Source organism: Bacillus sp. WMMC1349 (genome assembly GCF_013155385.1).
In the GTDB taxonomy this organism is placed as follows: Bacteria; Bacillota; Bacilli; order Bacillales; family Bacillaceae; genus Bacillus.
Window position 1 is genome coordinate 2,181,894 of sequence record NZ_JABJUQ010000007.1, and the last position, 18,430, is coordinate 2,200,323.

Below are 18,430 nucleotides of genomic sequence, written 5' to 3' on the forward strand. Positions count from 1 at the left end.
AAGAAAACATCGCTTCTCCTTTAGTGTTAGATTGGCTCATAAGGAGAAGCTGATGAGTCATTAGACAGGCGACTTAATTCCTTTAAAATAACTTTTAATTACCAAATACTGTTCCATCTCACCAAGAAAATTGAAGAGGGCTGCACGCGCTTCAAATTCTTCGCGTGTCGCTGGCAACTCCATTTCTTCAAATATTTCTCTCATTTCGACGAGGCGTTTAAGATATTTATGAGCCGTATTGCCCGGATGGATATGCAGCCTTAGATCATGTATAAAATCAGCAATCATTTGCCCCTGTTCAATTTTTATTGAAATCGATGTGATTTTAGGAAGAACCCTTTCAATAATGTCAAACTGTTTTTCCCGCATTTTAAAATATCGATAATATTGATTTTCATGACGCAAAAAATGATTTTGCACATCACGATATGCGATTGCCTTTGCTTCATTAATTAATCGGTGTGTCTCCGGTATTTCTTTACCTGTCCAATCCTGATCACCTGTCAGCAAATAGCGCTCAATTTCTTTAAACATGATTGAGAATTGATCTTCAATTTTCTGTTGGTACTGTTTCAACTGTTTATCTACACTCGGCATATATAAATTCATAAGAAGTGCAACACCAATACCGGTGATGATGATCAGAAATTCATTCCAAATGATCGGGATGGTAATGCCTTCTGACATATAAAGATGAAGAATAATTACTGAACTTGTGACAACCCCTTCATTTACTTTCAAAAAAACGGTAGTCGGAATAAAAAACAGTAACATCAAACTGATCACAACTGGATGATAGCCAATCAATTCAAAAAAACTATATGAAAACAGTATGGCCAGACAGCAAGCAACAAATCGTGACCACGATGCTTGCAGAGAGCGCTTTTTCGTTACCTGAATACAAAGGATCGTGATAATTCCTGCTGAAACAAAATTATGAAGTCCAAAAAGCTGTGCCAAATATATGGACAACCCTGTTCCTAACGCTGTTTTCAATGTACGATAACCTATCTTAAACATGATAACCCCATTCTTTTTTACTATAATAAACTCTAATCAAAAAAGAAGATGATCATCATCTTCCCCTGAGCCTATTTTATAGTATTTTATCCAAAAAGTCTTGAGCTCTTTTCGTTTTTGGTGAAGAAAAAAATGTCTTAGGATCGTCATCTTCAACAATAGTACCTTCATCCATGAACAATACCCGATCTGCAACCTCTTTTGCAAAGCCCATTTCATGAGTCACAATCACCATAGTCATTCCGGTTTCCACTAAATCTTTTATGACTTGAAGTACTTCTTTGACCATTTCAGGATCAAGTGCAGATGTTGGTTCATCAAACAACATCATTTTAGGATTCATAGCCAGTGCCCGTGCGATGGCGACACGCTGTTTTTGTCCTCCTGACAACCGATTTGGATAAGCTTCTTGTTTATCAATGAGTCCGACTTTTTCAAGTAATTGTTCTGCTGTTTTAACAGCTTCTTGTTTGCTTTTTTTCTTTACATTTATTGGTGCATAGATAATATTTTCAAGAACAGTTTTGTGTGGAAATAAATGAAAATGTTGAAAGACCATACCGATGTTTTCTCTGATTTTCAAAACGTTTGTTTTTGGCTTTGTGATCTCCTGGTCCTCAATCAAAATACTTCCTTGCGTTGGTTTTTCCAACAGATTAAGACATCGTAAAAATGTCGACTTACCTGAACCAGATGGACCGATGATTGCGGCTACTTCACCTTTTTCAAAGGATACAGAGATATCTTTCAACACCTCATGTTTCCCAAAAGATTTTGATAAATGACTCACATTAATCATTGACATTCAGCTTCCTTTCAATTGCTTTACCGAGAAACGTCAAAATAAGGACGAGTACATAATAGATGAGACCGGCAAACAGCATGGGTTCTAATGGGCTGTATATCGCCGCTCCGGCTTGATAACTACGTCTCATAATATCACCAAGCCCGATCACTGTGACAACGGCAGATTCCTTTGTTAGGGTAATCGATTCATTAATGAGAGCAGGCATAATATTTTTGAAAGCCTGCGGAAGCAGAAGATCCTTCATCATCTTTGCATATGGTACTCCAAGAGCGATTGCCGCCTCTTTCTGTCCTTTATCAATTGCATTGATGCCAGCTCTAATAATTTCTGATACATAGGCAGCTGAATTCAGTCCAAATGCAGTCACTGCTGCCCAATAAGCATCTATATCAAATCCTAATACTTGAGGTAACCCATAATAGACAATCATGAGTTGAAGAACGAGCGGTGTCCCGCGAAATATGGAGGTGTAAAAATCAGCGATCCAAGCAAGAGGTTTGATCGGGCTTATTTTCATCAGTGTGATGACAACCCCCAATAAAAATCCAAATACCGCTGCAGCTGCAACTACTTTTAATGTAATCCCCAGGCCTTCAAGTATAAAAGGCATCTCGGGTATCGTACTTGAAAAATCAAGAAAGCTCATTTTGTCTCTCCTTCTCCGCCTTCTTTATCATTGAAAAAAAGTTCAACAAAAAGTTGAACTTTTTGAGGCTTTTATTTTTTCTCTCCACCAAACCATTTCTTTTTCAATTTCTCTAATTCTCCGTTTTTCTCCATTTCTTGAAGTGCTTTATTAAACTTCTTTGTCAATTCACTATCCTTTTTAAAAGCGATCGCAGAACCTGCTTTGTCATCTGGTTCTTTTGGTAAATTAAAACCGATCAATTCAGAGTTTTTATCAATGTACTTTTGAGCAACGATATCTTCAATAATAGCGGCATCAAAACGTCCAGCTTTAATTTCTTCTGTCAAATCTGAAATACGGTTGCGATTTTCGACATTCAAATCGTAATCAGCTGACAATTCTTTTGCTTTTTTTTCTTGGATTGAACCAAGCTGAACACCGATTGTTTTTCCTTTAAGATCATGAAGTGATTTTATGCCGGATGCTTTTTTCGTCACAATCATATTGTGAGCTGTATAGTAAATATCTGAAAAATCAACTTGCTTTTTACGATCTGGTGTCGGTGTCATCCCTGACAGCACGATATCAACTTTGTTTGTTTTAAGAGCTGTGATCAAACCATTAAAATCCATATCTTTAATTTCGAGATCATGCCCTGTTTTTTTCGCTAAAGCTTTGGCAAGATCAACGTCAAAGCCAACAATTTTATCACCATCTTTTGATTCAAATGGCGGATAATCAGCAGAAGTTCCCATAACTAATGTTTTTTTATCACTATCACTTGAATTTCCACAAGATGTTAAAACAAAAATTATACAAAATGCAAAAAAAAGTAAAATAAATTTCTTCATGTTCTCTTCTCCCTCTTAGTCTATTTGAATATTTATTCGTTGTTATGTATTTTAAACACTTTCTTGAAAGTATTCAAGACTTTTTTATCAATAAATATATAAGTTTATGAAAAATAACTATTTATTCGTTATTCATTATTATAAATAATTATGCATTATAGTTGATTATAAATACCCCAAAGAAGTTTTCTAAAAAAGAAAAAATACGGGGCTGTCCTGAAAGTCGTGTGGATGAATAAAAATTGGGGAATTTGCTCGCTTTCCGCGGGCGATCCGCGAGCCTCCTCAGAGCTCGTTCCTTGCTCCTGCGGGGTCTCGCAATTCCCCCTGATTGATGTTGAAAAAGGACTTTTTAGACAGCTCATTCTAATAGTTTTTTTCACAAAAAAATCGTCCTTTTAGTAAAATAAAGTTACCAGACCACATTTACGAAAGGACGTAACACGCAAATGACACTTCTACCAGAGACAAAGAAAAAAAGAAGCCGAAAAAAACAATTAGCCCCTACCTTCAAATCTTATGACAATCATCAAATTCAAGCGATTTATGATCTTGAACAACTGATTCCAGAACATCATGTGGCACGTGTGGTAGATGAAATGGTCGAAGCTGTTCCAGATGAGCAACTGTTTTCACATTATACTGGTGGAGGTCGAAGTGCCTTTCATCCGAAAATGATGCTTAAAATCATCTTGTTTGGTTATTCCCAAAAAATCTATTCTTGCCGAGGAATTGAGAAATTAACAAAAGAAAACATCCCTGCCATGCTACAACCCGATTTTCGGACAATCAATGAGTTCCGTGGTGTACGAATGAAGGCACTTATGGATGAGTTATTTGAAGCGATGATGTTAAAATTGATCGAACAAAAATACGTAACACTGGAAAACTACTTTTTAGATGGTACTAAAATTGAAGCGAGTGCCAACAAGTAGTCTTTCGTATGGAAAAAATCTTTAAGCTGATTCGAGAAAATTTCTTACCACGGTTGGCAAAATACAAGAAACAAAACAGTACATTTGGCGATCGGAACAGCTATTCCAAAACAGACCATGATGCCACCTTTATGCGAATGAAAGAAGATCATATGAAAAACGGTCAACTAAAACCTGGATATAATGTGCAGATCGGAACGGAAAATCAATTTATTTTGTTTTATTCCATTCATCAACGGCCAACGGACACACGTTGTTTTATACCGCACTTAGAAAAACTAGCATCTACCTCTTTACCCATGCCTCAAACAGTGATTGCCGATGCAGGGTATGGGAGTGAAGAAAATTACATGTATGCAGTTGGTGAAGAGAAAGAACCACGTTTTGATTTTCTCATTCCATATGGCTCTCTTACATAAAAGAACAAACACGCAAATATAAAAAGGACATCAAAAACGCAAAAAACTGGACCTATCAAGAACAAGACGACTGCCTTATTTGCCGTAACGAACGAAAAGTCATGTTTAAAGGATATCGGATGAATAAAAGTAATATGGCTATGAGAGAAGTTATAAAATATATAATGTGAAGATTGTACAGGTTGTCCATTGAAAGCGAGGTGTACGAAAGCAAAAAGAAATCGTCAAGTTCGCTGGAATCCAATCTTCGAAGAAATGAAAGCGAAGGCAAAAGCAGCCTTTGAATGTGAAGAGAAAGCCGCCATCTATACACGACGAAAAGTCGAAGCAGAAAGCGTGTTCGGTCACATCAAGGGCAATCGGTCGTTCCGCAGGTTTTCTTTACGAAGCCTCGACAAAGTTCATGTCGAATTTGGAATTGTTGCATTAGCCCACAACCTACTGAAAGTAGCAGGTATCCGCCAGCTACTTTCAGGGAAAAGCCGAAACAAAAAATTAGCAAGTGGAGAAACACAATTCAAGTTTCTTCACTTGCTTTATTTTTGGACTTATTATTAGACAGCCACGTTTAATAAAATTGATTATACTTCTTCACAATATGTTTCAAATAACTCTTGTAACTTGTTCATGACTTCTGTTTGCTCAAATCCTTCAATTTCATGACGTTCAACCATTTTTAAAATCTTTCCATCTTTCAACAAAGCAAATGATGGTGAAGATGGCGGGTATCCTTCAAAATATTCTCTCGCTCTTGCAGTTGCTTCCTTATCCTGACCTGCAAAAACCGTGACCAGTTGAGCAGGTCGTTTATCATAGTGGATTGCATGATGAGCAGCCGGTCTCGCAATCCCACCGGCACATCCGCAGACAGAATTCACCATAACAAGCGTTGTCCCTTTTTTTGTAAGTGCCTCATCGACATCATCAGCTGTTTTTAATTCTTTGTATCCAGCAGCTGTTATTTCCTGTCTTGCTTGCCGGACAATATCATTCATAAACAAATTAAAATCCATACTCATTTTTAAACTCTCCTTTGTTAACAGATCATCTCTTCATTATGATACTTTGAAACCACACAGACCGCAAATGAGCCGTTTTGTTTATCATCCGAATTGATGGGGAAACTAAAAATAGACCACTTTTATCGATAAAGGAGGGCCATATGAGTCGACGAAAAGCGATGTTGATCTATAACGGCCATGCAGGACAGAAAAGTATTGATAAAACGCTTGGTATCACCGTTCCAATCCTTTCTGAGGAAACCGATGAACTAATCGTAAAAGGTACAAAACAGCAACATGATGCTCTCCATTTTTGTCAAAACATAGACAACGAAATTAAAGAATTGTTTATTTTAGGCGGGGATGGTACAGTTCACGAATGCATAAATGGCGTTAGCCAGCTTCAGTCCCCACCTACAATCGGTATTCTTCCCGGCGGAACATGCAATGATTTTTCAAGATCTCTTCACATTCCACAGGATATAACAAAGGCAACTAAAGCGCTTGTAAACGGAGATTCTATTCCTGTTGATATTCTGAAAACAGACGAGCACTATTGTTTAAACTTTTGGGGAGTAGGGTTCATCACCGAGGCTTCAAACCATATCAATCCAACAGAAAAAGCTTTTTTAGGAAGACTCAGTTATTTCACAAGCGCATTGCGGATGATGACAAACCTTAAACCTTTCCCTGTTAAACTGACCATTGATGGAAAAACACTTACTGATCATGTCGTGCTGGTTTTGGTTTTAAATGGACAGTATATCGGAACAAACCGGCTGCCCCTTTCAAATTTAAGTATTTCTGACGGAAAAGCGGATGTACTAGTTTGCCGGAATCCAAATCTAGCTGCATTAAAAGAGCTTCTCACATTAGAAGAACCTGAATGGGAAGCTTTCAAAGGGGAACTTTCGTATTATAGGGGAACAACGATGACGATTGAAACGGCTGAAAAAATGGATGTCGATACCGATGGTGAAATCTATACACAGTCACCAACTTCTATCGAAGTGCTGAACAGGCACCTCAATATGCTTGTCCCATCTCATAGCGAAAACAGCTGACCTCACTTAAGATCAGCTGTTTTTTATCGTTAATAAACAGATGTATGTTCATCCATATGTTCTAAAATATGTTTGACACGAGTTAAGAACTTACCACAAATTAGACCGTCCAGAACGCGATGATCAATTGATACACATAAATTGACCATATCTCTGACAGCGATCATGCCATGTTCCATCACAACAGGACGTTTAACAATTGATTCCACTTGCAAAATTGCCGCTTGCGGATAGTTGATGATCCCCATTGATTGAACAGAACCAAATGAACCGGTATTGTTTACAGTAAACGTTCCGTCCTCCATATCTTTACTCATCAGCTTTCCGCTTCTCACTTTATTTGCCAAATCAGTAATTTCTCTCGCAATACCTTTAATTGTCTTTTCATCAGCATACTTAATGACCGGCACGAACAAAGCGTCTTCTGTTGCAACTGCAATAGAAATATTAATGTCTTTTTTCTGAATGATTTTATCACCAGCCCACATGCTATTCATTTGCGGGAATTCTTTTAAAGCCTGCGCAACCGCTTTGATAAAAAACGCAAAAAAGGTTAAATTGAACCCTTCTTTCTTTTTAAAATCAGCTTTTATTTTATTACGGTAGCTGACAAGATCGGTTACATCAACCTCCATCATCATCCAGGCATGAGGAATTTCATGCTTGCTTCTGACCATATTGGCAGCAATTGCACTGCGGACGCCAGTAACCGGGATTTCAATATCACCGACTGTTCCACGAGGCTTTGGTGTTTCTGCCTGTGGCTCCGGTTGTGGTTCAGCATGTTTCAGCTCTGCTTCATGTTCTTTAGAAACAGTGCCTGATGCAATGATTTGTTCAATATCTTTGCGAGTAATTCTCCCGCCGGCTCCAGTACCTTCCACATGTTCCAAATTAATCTGATGTTCCCCGGCAAGTCTCACAACAGCGGGCGAATAACGTTTTTTATTCGTTTGATCTGCCGGAAGTGGTGATTTTTCTGGTTCATTTATTTCTTCTTTCACTACCTTATTGTGCTTCTCTTTCTCAGCTGTTTCAAATGTGCATATCATTTCTCCGACTTCCAACGTTTCTCCTTCTTTTGCAATCAGTTTCGTAATTTGACCAGTAAAAGAAGAAGGTATCTCAGCATTCACTTTATCTGTCATCACTTCAGCGATCGGATCGTATTTATTGACATGATCTCCGACATTGACAAGCCATTTACTGATTGTTCCCTCTGTGACACTCTCCCCAAGTTTCGGCATTGTCATCTGTTCCACTGCCATTCAATCGTCCTCCTTCCGTCTATTAAAACTCTGCTAGTTCTCTCATGGCCTTTTCTGTTTTATCTGGATTGATCAAGAAATATTTTTCCATTGTCGGTGCATAAGGCATTGCCGGAACATCCGGACCAGCCAACCGTTTAATTGGTGCATCCAAATCAAATAAGCAATGTTCAGCAATAATGGCAGCCACTTCACCCATGACACTGCCTTCTTTTGTATCTTCCGTCAACAGAAGTACTTTTCCTGTTTTCGCAGCGGCTTCAATGATCGCTTCTTGATCAAGCGGATATACTGTTCTCAAATCAAGAATGTGAGCCGAAATTCCATCTTTTGCGAGGCGTTCAGCAGCCTGAAGGGCAAAGTGGACACATAAACCATAAGTGATCACAGTGATGTCTTCACCTTCCCGCTTGACATCTGCTTTTCCGATCGGGATCACATCATCATCTGTTGAAACTTCCCCTTTAATTAGACGATATGCTCTTTTATGTTCAAAAAAGAGCACTGGATCTTCATCACGAATTGCCGCTTTTAACAGCCCTTTTACATCGTTTGGTGTTGAAGGCATGACAATTTTCAAACCAGGCTGGTTAGCAAATATGGCCTCAACTGATTGGGAATGGTACAATGCTCCGTGAATCCCACCGCCATATGGAGCCCTGATGACAACCGGACAAGTCCAGTCACTATTTGAGCGGTAGCGGATTTTTGCTGCTTCAGACACGATCTGGTTAACAGCCGGCATAATAAAATCAGCGAACTGAATTTCACAAACCGGTCTCATCCCATACATTGCAGCTCCAATACCAACACCAGCAATCGCAGATTCAGCTAAAGGAGCATCCATCACTCTATCCGCTCCAAACTGTTCATAAAGACCGGTAGTCGCTTTAAATACCCCGCCTTTTTTTCCGACGTCTTCTCCAAGAATAAAGACACGGGAGTCTCTTTCCATCTCCTCTTTTAAAGCCAAAGTAACAGCATCTATATATGACATAACAGGCATTGTTTTTCCCCCTTACTCTGCATAAACATGCCGCAATGCTTCTTCTGGTTCAGCGTAAGGTGCATGTTCAGCATATTCTGTTGCTTCATTGACGATTTTTGCAATCTCATCTAAGATCTCTTTTTCTCGGTTGTCATCAAGAAGTCCTACTTCTTTTACATACTCTGTGTATTTCACAAGCGGATCATTTTTTTTAGCCTCTGCTACCTCTTCCTGACCTCTGTAGCTACGGTCATCATCATCACTTGAGTGAGGGGTTAACCGGTATGAAATGGTTTCAATCAATGTTGGTCCTTCACCTCTTCCAGCTCTTTCCCTGGCTTCTTTGACCACTTTATATACTTCAAGCGGATCATTACCGTCAACTGTCACACCTGGCATACCATAGCCAAGGGCACGATCGGAAATATGTTCACATGCCACCTGTTGTTCATAAGGAACTGAAATGGCATATTTATTGTTCTCACACATGAAAATAACAGGAAGCTTATGGACGGCCGCAAAGTTTATACCTTCATGAAAATCCCCTTGATTTGAAGAACCTTCACCAAAAGTCACAAAGGTAGCCAACTGTTTGTTATCAAGCCTTCCTGCAAGCGCGATGCCGACCGCGTGGGGAACTTGTGTTGTTACCGGGGAAGACCCTGTCACAATCCTGTTTTTCTTTTGACTAAAATGACTCGGCATTTGTTTGCCTCCTGAATTTGGGTCTTCGGCTTTAGCAAACGCAGAAAGCATTAAATCTTTTACCGTCATCCCAAAAGCTAGCACGATCCCCAAATCTCTGTAATATGGAAGGACATAGTCGTGTTCACGATCAAGCGCGAAGGCTGCACCAACCTGAGCCGCCTCCTGACCTTGACAGGAAATAACAAATGGAATTTTTCCAGAGCGATTTAACAACCACATTCGCTCATCAAGTTTTCTTGCTAAGAGCATGGTTTTCAATATATCAAGCGCTTGCTCATCTGTTAAGCCCACAGCCTCATGACGATTTTTGCTCATTATTTTCCACTCCTTTTAAAAATGAATCGCTTTTCCATCAGCGGCAAGCGCCGCTTCGCCGATCGCTTCAGAAAGTGTTGGGTGCGGATGGATCGTTTGGCCAACTTCCCACGGCGTTGCATCAAGCACCTTTGCCAACCCAGCTTCAGAAATCAACTCTGTCACATGAGGACCGATCATATGGATACCTAAAATATCATCTGAGTCCCGGTCAGCAACAATTTTAACGAAACCAGCCGTTTCACCATACACAAGCGCTTTTCCGATGGCCTGAAATGGAAACTTTCCAATTTTCACATTTCGTCCTGCCGACTTTGCCTCTGCTTCTGTTAAACCAACAGACGCCGCTTCAGGACTTGAGTAAATACATTTTGGAACAACAGTATCATCTAGAGGAAAAGGCTCTTGACCAGCAATATGTTCAACAGCAGTGATGCCTTCATGTGAAGCCATATGAGCCAGCTGCAAACCACCGATGACATCTCCAACCGCATAAATATGAGACTCTTTCGTCTGATACATATTGTTGGTTACGATATACCCATTTTCTATTTGAATATCAGTGTTTTCCAAACCGATCCCTTCTACATTTGCCTGTCTGCCGACGGAGATCAAGATTTTTTCAGCAGCAAACATCTCCTTTTCTCCGTCCTTTTCAGCTTGAATCCTAATTGTTTCTCCATTTTCAAGGCTGTCAGGCATCACTTTCACACCTGTGACGATCCGAATCCCTCTCTTCACCAGTTGCGCTTGCATTTCTTTAGAAATATCGCGGTCTTCGGTCGGTAAAATGCTGTCCGCATATTCAAGCACTGTCACCTCAACACCAAAGTCATGAAGCATTGAAGCCCACTCAATTCCGATGACACCACCACCAACGATTAGGATCGATGCCGGCAGACTCTCTAGTTCAAGCGCTTCATCAGAGGAAAGAATATTTACCCCATCAGGCTCCAGTCCTGGAAGTGACCGCGGTCTTGATCCGGTAGCAATGATCACATTTTTCGGAACCAGCATTTCATTTTCATCGCCATTTGCCATTTCAACTGATACCGTTCCTGGAATGGGAGAAAAAATTGACGGTCCGAGAATTCGCCCAATCCCTTCATAAACATCAATTTTACCTTTTTTCATTAATTGTTTAACACCGCGATAAAGCTGATCAACAATCTTTTGTTTTCTGTTTTGCACTTGAGAAAATTGCAGCTCAGCTCCAGAGATGTTTACCCCGTATTCAGCTGCCTTTTTTGTCATTCGAAAAACTTCAGCGCTCCTCAGAAGCGCTTTAGATGGAATACACCCTTTATGAAGACATGTGCCACCAAGCTTTCGTTTTTCAACAACAGCCGTTTTTAATCCAAGTTGCGAAGCTCTTATCGCTGCCACATATCCACCGGTTCCTCCTCCAAGAATGACGAGATCATACTCGGTAGCCATCTGTTTCCCTCCTTTGGTTCGGATACTGTTTTGCCTCTTCCTCGTTGTTTAATACACGATAAGCCCCCTCTGCCAAGGCTTGAAGTTCGTTTTCACCAGGATATACAAAGACATCCGAAATCCAATCAATATATTTTTTGATTGAAGCAATAAACATTTTGCCGTAAGCAAGTCCGCCAGTCAGTATGATGACATCAACTTCACCTCTTAAAACAGTACTGGCAGCCCCGATTTCCTTGGCAATCTGATAAGCCATCGCCTCATAAATAAGCTCTGCGGTTTGATCGCCTTCCTTAATCATTGTTTCAACCTTTACAGCATCTTTTGTCCCGAGATAGCCATATAGGCCACCGCCGCCAATTAGCATTTTCATCAGTTCTTCACGCGTATAGTCGCCTGAAAAACATAAATCAATCAGGTCACCAGCCGGAATAGTACCGGCACGCTCAGGACCGAGCGGGCCTTCGCCATGGAGACCATTATTGACATCGATGACACGACCATTGCAATGGACACCGATTGTAATACCGCCTCCCATATGAGTGATGATCATTTTCATATCCTCATAGCGTCTACCAAACTGCAAAGCCACTTTTCTGGCCACCGCTTTTTGATTGAGAGCATGGAAAATGCTTCTTCTCTCAATTTTTGGAGTGCCGGAAATTTTTGCAACTGGAGACATTTCGTCAACAACAACAGGGTCAACGATAAAGGCTGGGATATTTAAACCATCAGCAATTTCTTTAGCGATGATTCCACCAAGATTTGAAGCGTGCTGTCCAGCATAGCCGTTTTTTAAGTCCTCAACCATTTGATCATTTACTTTATATGTGCCGCCTTCAATCGGGCGAAGCAAACCCCCTCTGCCACAGACGGCATTCAGCTTCGAAATGTTAATCCCTTGTTCATGTAATGTCTCTAAAACAGCCTGTTTTCTAAAAGCATATTGATCAATAATCGTTTCAAATTGTTGGAGCTTCGCCTCGTCATGGCGAATAGATTTTTCAAAAATTGAACGGTCATCATGAAAAACGCCGATCTTTGTAGATGTTGATCCCGGATTTATGACGAGAATACGTTTTTCCTGTAGCTGCATTTATTTAAAACCTCCTGTATGGGGGACATTTTAACGTCTGCTTAAAATGTGATGCCCGTTTTGTAAAAATTGGCTTCTTGACTGACGCATGCGCTCGATCCGCTCTTCAGCAAGGCGATCTGCTGCTAAATATGTCGGAATACCATCACGTTTTGATATTTCAAGGACACGCTCTATATTTCCATAAATTCCTTCGACCTTTTTCAAAGCTCGTTCAGCATTATAGCCATACAGTTCATCTGCTACATTAATGACACCACCAGCATTAATCACATAATCTGGTGCATAGACAATCCCCATCTCGTGAATCTGATCCCCATGTCTTGTTTCTTTAAGCTGATTGTTAGCAGCTCCGGCAATTACTTTGGCTTTCAGCTTAGATATTGTCTCATCATTAATCGTTGCACCAAGTGCACATGGTGCATATATATCACAATCTTGCGAATAAATATCATCAGGGTCGACAGCCCTAGCACCAAATTCGGCAACAACTCGCTCAACCGCTTCTTTGTTGATATCTGTCACAATTAAGTTTGCACCTTCTTTGTAAAGATGACTACAAAGATGATAAGCAACATTACCGACACCTTGGACGGCAACCGTTTTTCCAGCAAGAGAATCCGTACCAAAAGCCTCTTTTGCGGCTGCTTTCATTCCTTTGTATACACCGTAAGCAGTAACAGGCGAAGGATTTCCTGATGAACCGAATGCAGGAGAAATACCAGTGACAAAGTCTGTTTCATCATGAATAATATCCATATCTTCAACAGTTGTGCCAACATCCTCTGCCGTAATGTATCTTCCATTTAGACCTTGAATATAACGGCCGAAGGCACGGAACATTTCCTCATTTTTATCTTTGCGCGGATCACCGATGATGACGGTTTTACCTCCACCAAGATTTAATCCTGCCGCCGCATTTTTATAGGTCATTCCCCGAGCCAAACGCAAGGCATCTTCAATAGCCGCATCTTCATTTTCATACGTCCACATTCTTGTACCACCTAAAGCAGGACCAAGTGTTGTATCGTGGATGACAATGATCGCTTTTAAACCAGAAAGTTTATCTTGACAAAATACCATTTGTTCATAGTCATATCGTTCCATATACTGAAATAATTCCATTTTTATTCCTCCTCGTGTTGACTTTCAGACGTACATAGTGCGAGAGCAATTGAATACAATTTGTTCTCAGCGGAATCAGCCCTGCTTGTTAAGGCGATTGGAGCTTTTGCTCCAACTAGAACAGCTCCTACCTTTGCATTTGCAAAATGAATTAAGGATTTATAAAGAAGATTGCCAGCTTCAATTGAAGGAACAAGTAAAATATCAGCTTGACCTGCTACAAGGCCGCTAATATTTTTATGACGAGCGGCACTCTCTGAAACAGCATTATCCAGAGCCAAAGGACCATCGACAATACAATTTCGAATTTGTCCTCTGTGGTACATTTGTGTGAGAACAGCTCCATTTAAAGTCGCTTCCATAGCTGGGTTTACCGTTTCAACAGCTGCAAGACAAGCGACTTTCGGCATCGAAACCCCGACTGCTCTTGCAACACGTACAGCATTTTCTAAAATTTGTTTCTGTTCCTCTAGCTTTGGTTTAATGTTCATTGCGGCATCAGTGATATAGATCAACCTATCAAACCCGCTGATTTCAAATGCCGATACATGCGATAGAACACCACGAGAACGCAAACCATATTCTTTGTTCAAAACAGCTTTCAACAGGATAGCTGTAGGAAGGTTCCCTTTCATCAAAACATCCGCATGACCATTCCTCACAGATTGAACCGCAATATTTGCAGATTCTTCGACTGTCTCCGAATGAATGATGTCCACATGGCGTTTGGGAAGATCGATCTCCAACATGATTTCCCTGATTTTCTCTCTGTTTCCGATTAATAAAAAACGGGCAAATTGTTGCTCGATTGCAAGTTTGACAGCCTGAAGTACTTCATCATCTTCTGCATGTGCAACAGCTACCGTTTTATTTTTCAACTCTGTTGCTTTGTGCAATAGTTGTGTCAGTTTCATAGTACCCACCTTTCTCAGCAAACATCCGCTCCCATTTACTACATTGCAAGTTTTGTGCCACATTCATAAACCGACTAAAGTACTGTGAACCTGTTGAACACCCTGCATGATTTTGCATAAATACCTGCATTTTATTGCATGCCATCTTTTGCAAGATCGTATTTGTCAATCTTATAATAGAGATTACGGATGCTAACACCAAGTGCTTTGGCAGTTTTTGTTCTATTATATTGATGTTTTTCAAGCGCCTCTTGAATCACATGAGCCTCAAACCGCTCAACAGCGTCTGACAGTTTTTCATTTTCGATTTCTGTTAAAAGCGGGTCTATCTTGAGTTTATTCTTCGGATGATCTATTTCAGGTAGATGTTCAAGATCGATCCACTCAAGTTGCGGCTTCAAAAAGATCATTGCTCGCTCAAGCACATTTTCAAGCTCCCTGACATTCCCCGGCCATTTGCGCATTGCCAGTGATTTAATCGCTTTTTTTGTCAATCCTTTTACATTCCGCCCATACTCTTGATTGATCTTTGCGAGTAAATGATGACTTAAGGAATCAATATCCTCTTTCCGCTGTCTAAGCGGCGGAATCGAAATCGGATATCGATTAATACGATAATACAAATCTTCGCGAAATCTGCCTTCAGCAAGTGCTTTTTCAATGTTGACATTCGTTGCCGCAATCACTCTTACATGAACGGATATCGGTTTTGTGCCTCCTACTCTGACAATTTCTTTTTCTTGAAGAACGCGAAGCAATTTTGCTTGCGTATTATGTGAGAGTTCACCGATTTCATCCAAAAAGATACTCCCGTTATTCGCTTCTTCAAAAAGACCTTTTTTTCCACCGCGTTTCGCTCCAGAAAAAGCACCATCTTCATAGCCGAACAACTCTGATTCAAGTAAGGATTCAGAAATAGCCGCACAGTTTACTCTGACAAACTTATTATACTTTCGGTCACTTTCGTTATGTATCGCATGAGCGAACAACTCTTTTCCTGTCCCCGATTCACCTCTTAACAAAATCGTCGCAGGGGTTTTCGCTCCTAATTTCGCCTGTTCCAATGCAACGAGCATTTGTTCACTTGAGCCGATAATATCAGCAAATGTATATTTTGCTTCAAGGGTGCGGATAATTTGACGGGCTCTATCCAACTCCTTTGTCAGTGATTGAATTTCAGAAACGTCGTGAATTAAACCGACACTCCCTTTTAAAATGCCATCAACAATAATCGGCGCAACATTGACAATAACTTCTTTTTTATTCGGACCGACTTTCATTCTCACGCCTCTAACAGGCCGCCTTGTTTCCAGCACTTTTAAATGCATGCTTTCGCCTTCAGAAATATCAGTATTTGCCGGTTTTCCAATTACTTGATCTGTTGAGAGGCCGGTCATTTTCGTATATGCCCGATTGATCATCATTCCGATTCCATTCTCGTCAACGACCGATATCGCTTCATCGGATGATTGAATAATCGCTTCAAGCATCGTTCTGACTTCTTTGAGATTCGTTACCTCTTCAGCCAGCTCAACAGCATCAGTGATATCTTTAAAAATACTGAGTGCCCCTAATAGTGTCCCGCCGTTATCGATAATCGGAATCCTCGTTGTCACAATCTGCCGATTTGGATGAAGAAATTGCTTTTGATGGTATTCCGGTTCTCTTGTGTTGAGTATCCGCGGAAGCTTTGTGGTGGGAATCACCTTTTCAATAGGCTGCCCAATCGCTTCATGTTGTTTTGTACCAGTCATGACTTCTGCCATTTTATTAAACAACATAATTTCTCCATTGATATTGATATAGATCATGCCATCATTCATGGAATTAAAGATTCTGTCATGTTTATATGTTTGTTCTTTTAAAATTTGAATGAGCTGCTGCTTCTCATTCATTAATTGAGACATGATATATGCAAGCGAACCAGGGACCACAGTCGTTTTATTTTGTTTTTTACGGATGATTTGTTTCAATACATCCGGATCACCGGTTGTTTCAATGATAATATCGATTGGCTTTGTCATGTATGGTATCCAATCTAGCGCTGTCTCTATGTTGTTTTGCTGAGCGATAGCCAACCCCGGGGCTTTTGAGTTTTTATCGATGACTGCTTCAATATCCATCGTTTTGGTTTTCATCAGCAGATCTAAGAGAGCCGTTCCCCCTTTTCCAGCACCTATAATCAGTACTTTTTGTAACATTCATTTACCCCATTTCATGAAAAAATTTGCACACCATAACATTCCAGTTGCAATTATTTGCACAACACCTATTATGTTATCATGTTTTCCTTTCTTGACAAAGTATTTTTTCAAACAGACAATAAAGGTAAATGATTTGTAAGGGGATTCATATATGGGGAGACTAATCGCACTGCTTATTTTGCTCATTCCGGGAGCTTTGGCAGCCGCCGGCATTAAACTGATGCGAGATACTTTTTTCGGTATTTTAATCAATCCTTTTCAAATTTTATGGATTCAGGGTCTTACAGGAATGATCCTTTTTGGAGTCGGGCTTTATCTTTTAGGGGGCTTTATCCTATACAGGGACAAGAAACGAAATCTGGTCAGCACCCGATTCCGAAAAAATGAGGACGATCAATAAAAAAACGCCGCTTGCAAATGCGGCATTTTTTTATGAGTTCTTCATCATCAGTGCTTTCTCAGGAAAATCAGTAAAAAAACCATCAATTCCCGCTTCAATCAGCTTTTTCATATCCTCCTCACGATTGACCGTAAACGGTCTAACCGCTTTTTGGTTTCGATGAGCATTTTTAATCGTATCTTCTGACATAGAGCGAAGATAAGGATGAAACCCTGAAGCAGGTATTGTCTCAATATATCGCTCAGGCTGATAAAGAACATCCATATACAATGCAGCCAACTCGATATCAGAGTTCAGCCGAAAACAGTGAACAAGGCTTTCATGGTTAAAGGAAGAAAGGATAAGCCGTTCCTGAAGCCCATATTTAGAAATCAGCGACAACACTTTTTCTTCCATCCCATCATACCGAACAATGCTATTTTTCAACTCTACATTAAGGAGAAAATCTTCTTTTTCTGCCCAAGCAAATACTTCTTCTAGGGTTGGTACTGTAACAAATCCGGTCTTTTCAGAAAAGCGAAAACTCGCGTCTCCTCTTTGCATTTCTTCGTATGTATAATCTTTAACGAAACCTTTCAATGATGTTGTTCGATCAAGTTTTTCATCATGGATCACAACAAGATGACCATCTTTTGTCATCTGCACATCCAATTCAATACCATCAGCCCCTACTGCTGCAGCGTGTTTAAAAGCAATCATTGTATTTTCAGGAAAAGTACCTGAAGCACCTCTATGCGCAAAAACCTTTGTCATGTCGTTCACCTCTGGGAAGAATATTTGGTCTCTCCTCATTATGAAGATCTTATGCTGTTTTTTCCACAGTTAGGTTCGTCATTTTAGAAAACAAAAAAAGATCTGTCTAAAAAGTCTTTTTTTAACATAAATCAGTGGGAATTGCGAGACTCCTTCTAGAAAAGAGAGCCTAAAGACCTTTATATCTGAACCCTATTTTATGCTTTTTAGCGGTTATTTTAAATATAGGTCCTGATGTAAATTGACAATGCCGTACTTCACCATACATAATTGTAATAAAATACAAATTGTTTACTTTGAATAAGTTTGATATTATTCAGAAGTTCTTTCATATAGCGATTGAAGGAAACACTGAAACCTATCTAGAAGTATGCTGAGATGTATAAAAATATATTATAGATAAGTGATCATGAAAACATTTCTAAAATATATAACGATGTTTATTTTTGGAACAATTTTTCTTTATTATTGTAACATGGTTATGCCAAAGAGTTTC

General features: G+C 39.9%; 19 protein-coding genes. 5 read left to right on the plus strand and 14 right to left on the minus strand.

Annotated features, from left to right (window positions below):
* Positions 1-60: 60 nt before the first annotated feature.
* The 4 genes from HOO54_RS13465 to artP all read right to left on the minus strand — a co-directional run bounded on the left by HOO54_RS13465 (position 61) and on the right by artP (position 3,307).
* Positions 61-1,020 carry an aromatic acid exporter family protein gene (locus tag HOO54_RS13465; protein ID WP_172296061.1) on the minus strand — a complete coding sequence of 320 codons (960 nt, stop codon included), beginning with the start codon at positions 1,018-1,020 and terminating at the stop codon, positions 61-63.
* Positions 1,021-1,096: 76 nt separating this feature from the next.
* Complete coding sequence (gene artM / locus HOO54_RS13470; RefSeq protein WP_172296063.1) at positions 1,097-1,819, minus strand: arginine ABC transporter ATP-binding protein ArtM; 723 nt, start codon at positions 1,817-1,819, stop codon at positions 1,097-1,099.
* Positions 1,812-2,474, minus strand: a complete 663-nt coding sequence (gene artQ, locus HOO54_RS13475; protein ID WP_172296065.1) for an arginine ABC transporter permease ArtQ — start codon at positions 2,472-2,474, stop codon at positions 1,812-1,814. Before artQ ends, artM begins: the two co-directional genes overlap by 8 nt.
* A 71-nt stretch (positions 2,475-2,545) precedes the next feature.
* Positions 2,546-3,307 (minus strand): arginine ABC transporter substrate-binding protein ArtP, encoded by a 762-nt coding sequence (artP, locus tag HOO54_RS13480; protein ID WP_172296067.1) that lies wholly within the window; start codon positions 3,305-3,307, stop codon positions 2,546-2,548.
* Between the two features lie 449 nt (positions 3,308-3,756).
* Here artP and HOO54_RS24350 point away from each other — a divergent pair, with 449 nt between their 5' ends.
* From HOO54_RS24350 to HOO54_RS24360, 3 genes are all read left to right on the plus strand, one after another.
* Positions 3,757-4,242 carry a transposase gene (locus HOO54_RS24350; protein WP_253907677.1) on the plus strand — a complete coding sequence of 162 codons (486 nt, stop codon included), beginning with the start codon at positions 3,757-3,759 and terminating at the stop codon, positions 4,240-4,242.
* Positions 4,243-4,250: 8 nt separating this feature from the next.
* Complete coding sequence (locus tag HOO54_RS24355) at positions 4,251-4,661, plus strand: transposase (protein ID WP_253907678.1); 411 nt, start codon at positions 4,251-4,253, stop codon at positions 4,659-4,661.
* A 189-nt stretch (positions 4,662-4,850) separates the two neighbouring features.
* Positions 4,851-5,219 carry a transposase gene (locus tag HOO54_RS24360; RefSeq protein WP_253907679.1) on the plus strand — a complete coding sequence of 123 codons (369 nt, stop codon included), beginning with the start codon at positions 4,851-4,853 and terminating at the stop codon, positions 5,217-5,219.
* 23 nt (positions 5,220-5,242) lie between these two features.
* Here HOO54_RS24360 and HOO54_RS13490 read toward each other — a convergent pair whose 3' ends face one another.
* Complete coding sequence (locus HOO54_RS13490) at positions 5,243-5,680, minus strand: BrxA/BrxB family bacilliredoxin (RefSeq protein ID WP_172296069.1); 438 nt, start codon at positions 5,678-5,680, stop codon at positions 5,243-5,245.
* Positions 5,681-5,823: 143 nt separating this feature from the next.
* On the opposite strand from HOO54_RS13490, the gene HOO54_RS13495 reads away from it, so the two are divergent.
* Entirely contained in the window at positions 5,824-6,726 is a 903-nt protein-coding gene (locus tag HOO54_RS13495; protein ID WP_172296071.1) for a YegS/Rv2252/BmrU family lipid kinase, read from the plus strand.
* A gap of 29 nt (positions 6,727-6,755) precedes the next feature.
* On the opposite strand, the gene HOO54_RS13500 is transcribed toward HOO54_RS13495, so the two are convergent.
* From HOO54_RS13500 to HOO54_RS13535, 8 genes are all read right to left on the minus strand, one after another.
* A complete protein-coding gene (locus tag HOO54_RS13500) occupies positions 6,756-7,994 on the minus strand; it encodes a dihydrolipoamide acetyltransferase family protein (RefSeq protein WP_172296073.1) in 1,239 nt (412 codons plus the stop codon).
* A 22-nt stretch (positions 7,995-8,016) separates the two neighbouring features.
* A complete protein-coding gene (locus HOO54_RS13505) occupies positions 8,017-9,000 on the minus strand; it encodes an alpha-ketoacid dehydrogenase subunit beta (RefSeq protein WP_172296075.1) in 984 nt (327 codons plus the stop codon).
* 12 nt (positions 9,001-9,012) lie between these two features.
* Positions 9,013-10,005: a thiamine pyrophosphate-dependent dehydrogenase E1 component subunit alpha gene (locus HOO54_RS13510; protein WP_172296077.1), complete on the minus strand. Its 993-nt coding sequence runs from the start codon at positions 10,003-10,005 to the stop codon at positions 9,013-9,015.
* Positions 10,006-10,020: 15 nt separating this feature from the next.
* A complete protein-coding gene (gene lpdA, locus HOO54_RS13515) occupies positions 10,021-11,442 on the minus strand; it encodes a dihydrolipoyl dehydrogenase (RefSeq protein ID WP_172296079.1) in 1,422 nt (473 codons plus the stop codon).
* A complete protein-coding gene (gene buk / locus HOO54_RS13520; protein WP_172296081.1) occupies positions 11,426-12,538 on the minus strand; it encodes a butyrate kinase in 1,113 nt (370 codons plus the stop codon). The genes lpdA and buk overlap by 17 nt, the downstream gene beginning before the upstream one ends.
* Before the next feature lie 30 nt (positions 12,539-12,568).
* Entirely contained in the window at positions 12,569-13,663 is a 1,095-nt protein-coding gene (gene bcd, locus HOO54_RS13525) for a branched-chain amino acid dehydrogenase (protein ID WP_172296083.1), read from the minus strand.
* Between the two features lie 2 nt (positions 13,664-13,665).
* On the minus strand, positions 13,666-14,577 hold the full coding sequence (gene yqiS / locus HOO54_RS13530; RefSeq protein WP_172296085.1) for a phosphate butyryltransferase: 912 nt from the start codon (positions 14,575-14,577) through the stop codon (positions 13,666-13,668).
* A gap of 131 nt (positions 14,578-14,708) precedes the next feature.
* On the minus strand, positions 14,709-16,778 hold the full coding sequence (locus HOO54_RS13535) for a sigma-54 interaction domain-containing protein (protein ID WP_172296087.1): 2,070 nt from the start codon (positions 16,776-16,778) through the stop codon (positions 14,709-14,711).
* Between the two features lie 154 nt (positions 16,779-16,932).
* Between HOO54_RS13535 and HOO54_RS13540 the strand changes: the two genes are divergently transcribed.
* Entirely contained in the window at positions 16,933-17,181 is a 249-nt protein-coding gene (locus tag HOO54_RS13540) for a DUF2627 domain-containing protein (RefSeq protein WP_172296089.1), read from the plus strand.
* 30 nt (positions 17,182-17,211) lie between these two features.
* On the opposite strand, the gene HOO54_RS13545 is transcribed toward HOO54_RS13540, so the two are convergent.
* A complete protein-coding gene (locus HOO54_RS13545; RefSeq protein ID WP_172296091.1) occupies positions 17,212-17,934 on the minus strand; it encodes a glycerophosphodiester phosphodiesterase in 723 nt (240 codons plus the stop codon).
* Positions 17,935-18,430 lie beyond the last annotated feature (496 nt).

Bases quoted from the DNA above. Each gene is read 5' to 3' on its own strand.
- HOO54_RS13465 (WP_172296061.1), bottom strand. From the start codon at position 1,020: ATGTTTAAGATAGGTTATCGTACATTGAAAACAGCGTTAGGAACAGGG.
- artM (WP_172296063.1), bottom strand. From the start codon at position 1,819: ATGATTAATGTGAGTCATTTATCAAAATCTTTTGGGAAACATGAGGTG.
- artQ (WP_172296065.1), bottom strand. From the start codon at position 2,474: ATGAGCTTTCTTGATTTTTCAAGTACGATACCCGAGATGCCTTTTATA.
- artP (WP_172296067.1), bottom strand. From the start codon at position 3,307: ATGAAGAAATTTATTTTACTTTTTTTTGCATTTTGTATAATTTTTGTT.
- HOO54_RS24350 (WP_253907677.1), top strand. From the start codon at position 3,757: ATGACACTTCTACCAGAGACAAAGAAAAAAAGAAGCCGAAAAAAACAA.
- HOO54_RS24355 (WP_253907678.1), top strand. From the start codon at position 4,251: ATGGAAAAAATCTTTAAGCTGATTCGAGAAAATTTCTTACCACGGTTG.
- HOO54_RS13490 (WP_172296069.1), bottom strand. From the start codon at position 5,680: ATGAGTATGGATTTTAATTTGTTTATGAATGATATTGTCCGGCAAGCA.
- HOO54_RS13495 (WP_172296071.1), top strand. From the start codon at position 5,824: ATGAGTCGACGAAAAGCGATGTTGATCTATAACGGCCATGCAGGACAG.
- HOO54_RS13500 (WP_172296073.1), bottom strand. From the start codon at position 7,994: ATGGCAGTGGAACAGATGACAATGCCGAAACTTGGGGAGAGTGTCACA.
- HOO54_RS13505 (WP_172296075.1), bottom strand. From the start codon at position 9,000: ATGCCTGTTATGTCATATATAGATGCTGTTACTTTGGCTTTAAAAGAG.
- HOO54_RS13510 (WP_172296077.1), bottom strand. From the start codon at position 10,005: ATGAGCAAAAATCGTCATGAGGCTGTGGGCTTAACAGATGAGCAAGCG.
- lpdA (WP_172296079.1), bottom strand. From the start codon at position 11,442: ATGGCTACCGAGTATGATCTCGTCATTCTTGGAGGAGGAACCGGTGGA.
- buk (WP_172296081.1), bottom strand. From the start codon at position 12,538: ATGCAGCTACAGGAAAAACGTATTCTCGTCATAAATCCGGGATCAACA.
- bcd (WP_172296083.1), bottom strand. From the start codon at position 13,663: ATGGAATTATTTCAGTATATGGAACGATATGACTATGAACAAATGGTA.
- yqiS (WP_172296085.1), bottom strand. From the start codon at position 14,577: ATGAAACTGACACAACTATTGCACAAAGCAACAGAGTTGAAAAATAAA.
- HOO54_RS13535 (WP_172296087.1), bottom strand. From the start codon at position 16,778: ATGTTACAAAAAGTACTGATTATAGGTGCTGGAAAAGGGGGAACGGCT.
- HOO54_RS13540 (WP_172296089.1), top strand. From the start codon at position 16,933: ATGGGGAGACTAATCGCACTGCTTATTTTGCTCATTCCGGGAGCTTTG.
- HOO54_RS13545 (WP_172296091.1), bottom strand. From the start codon at position 17,934: ATGACAAAGGTTTTTGCGCATAGAGGTGCTTCAGGTACTTTTCCTGAA.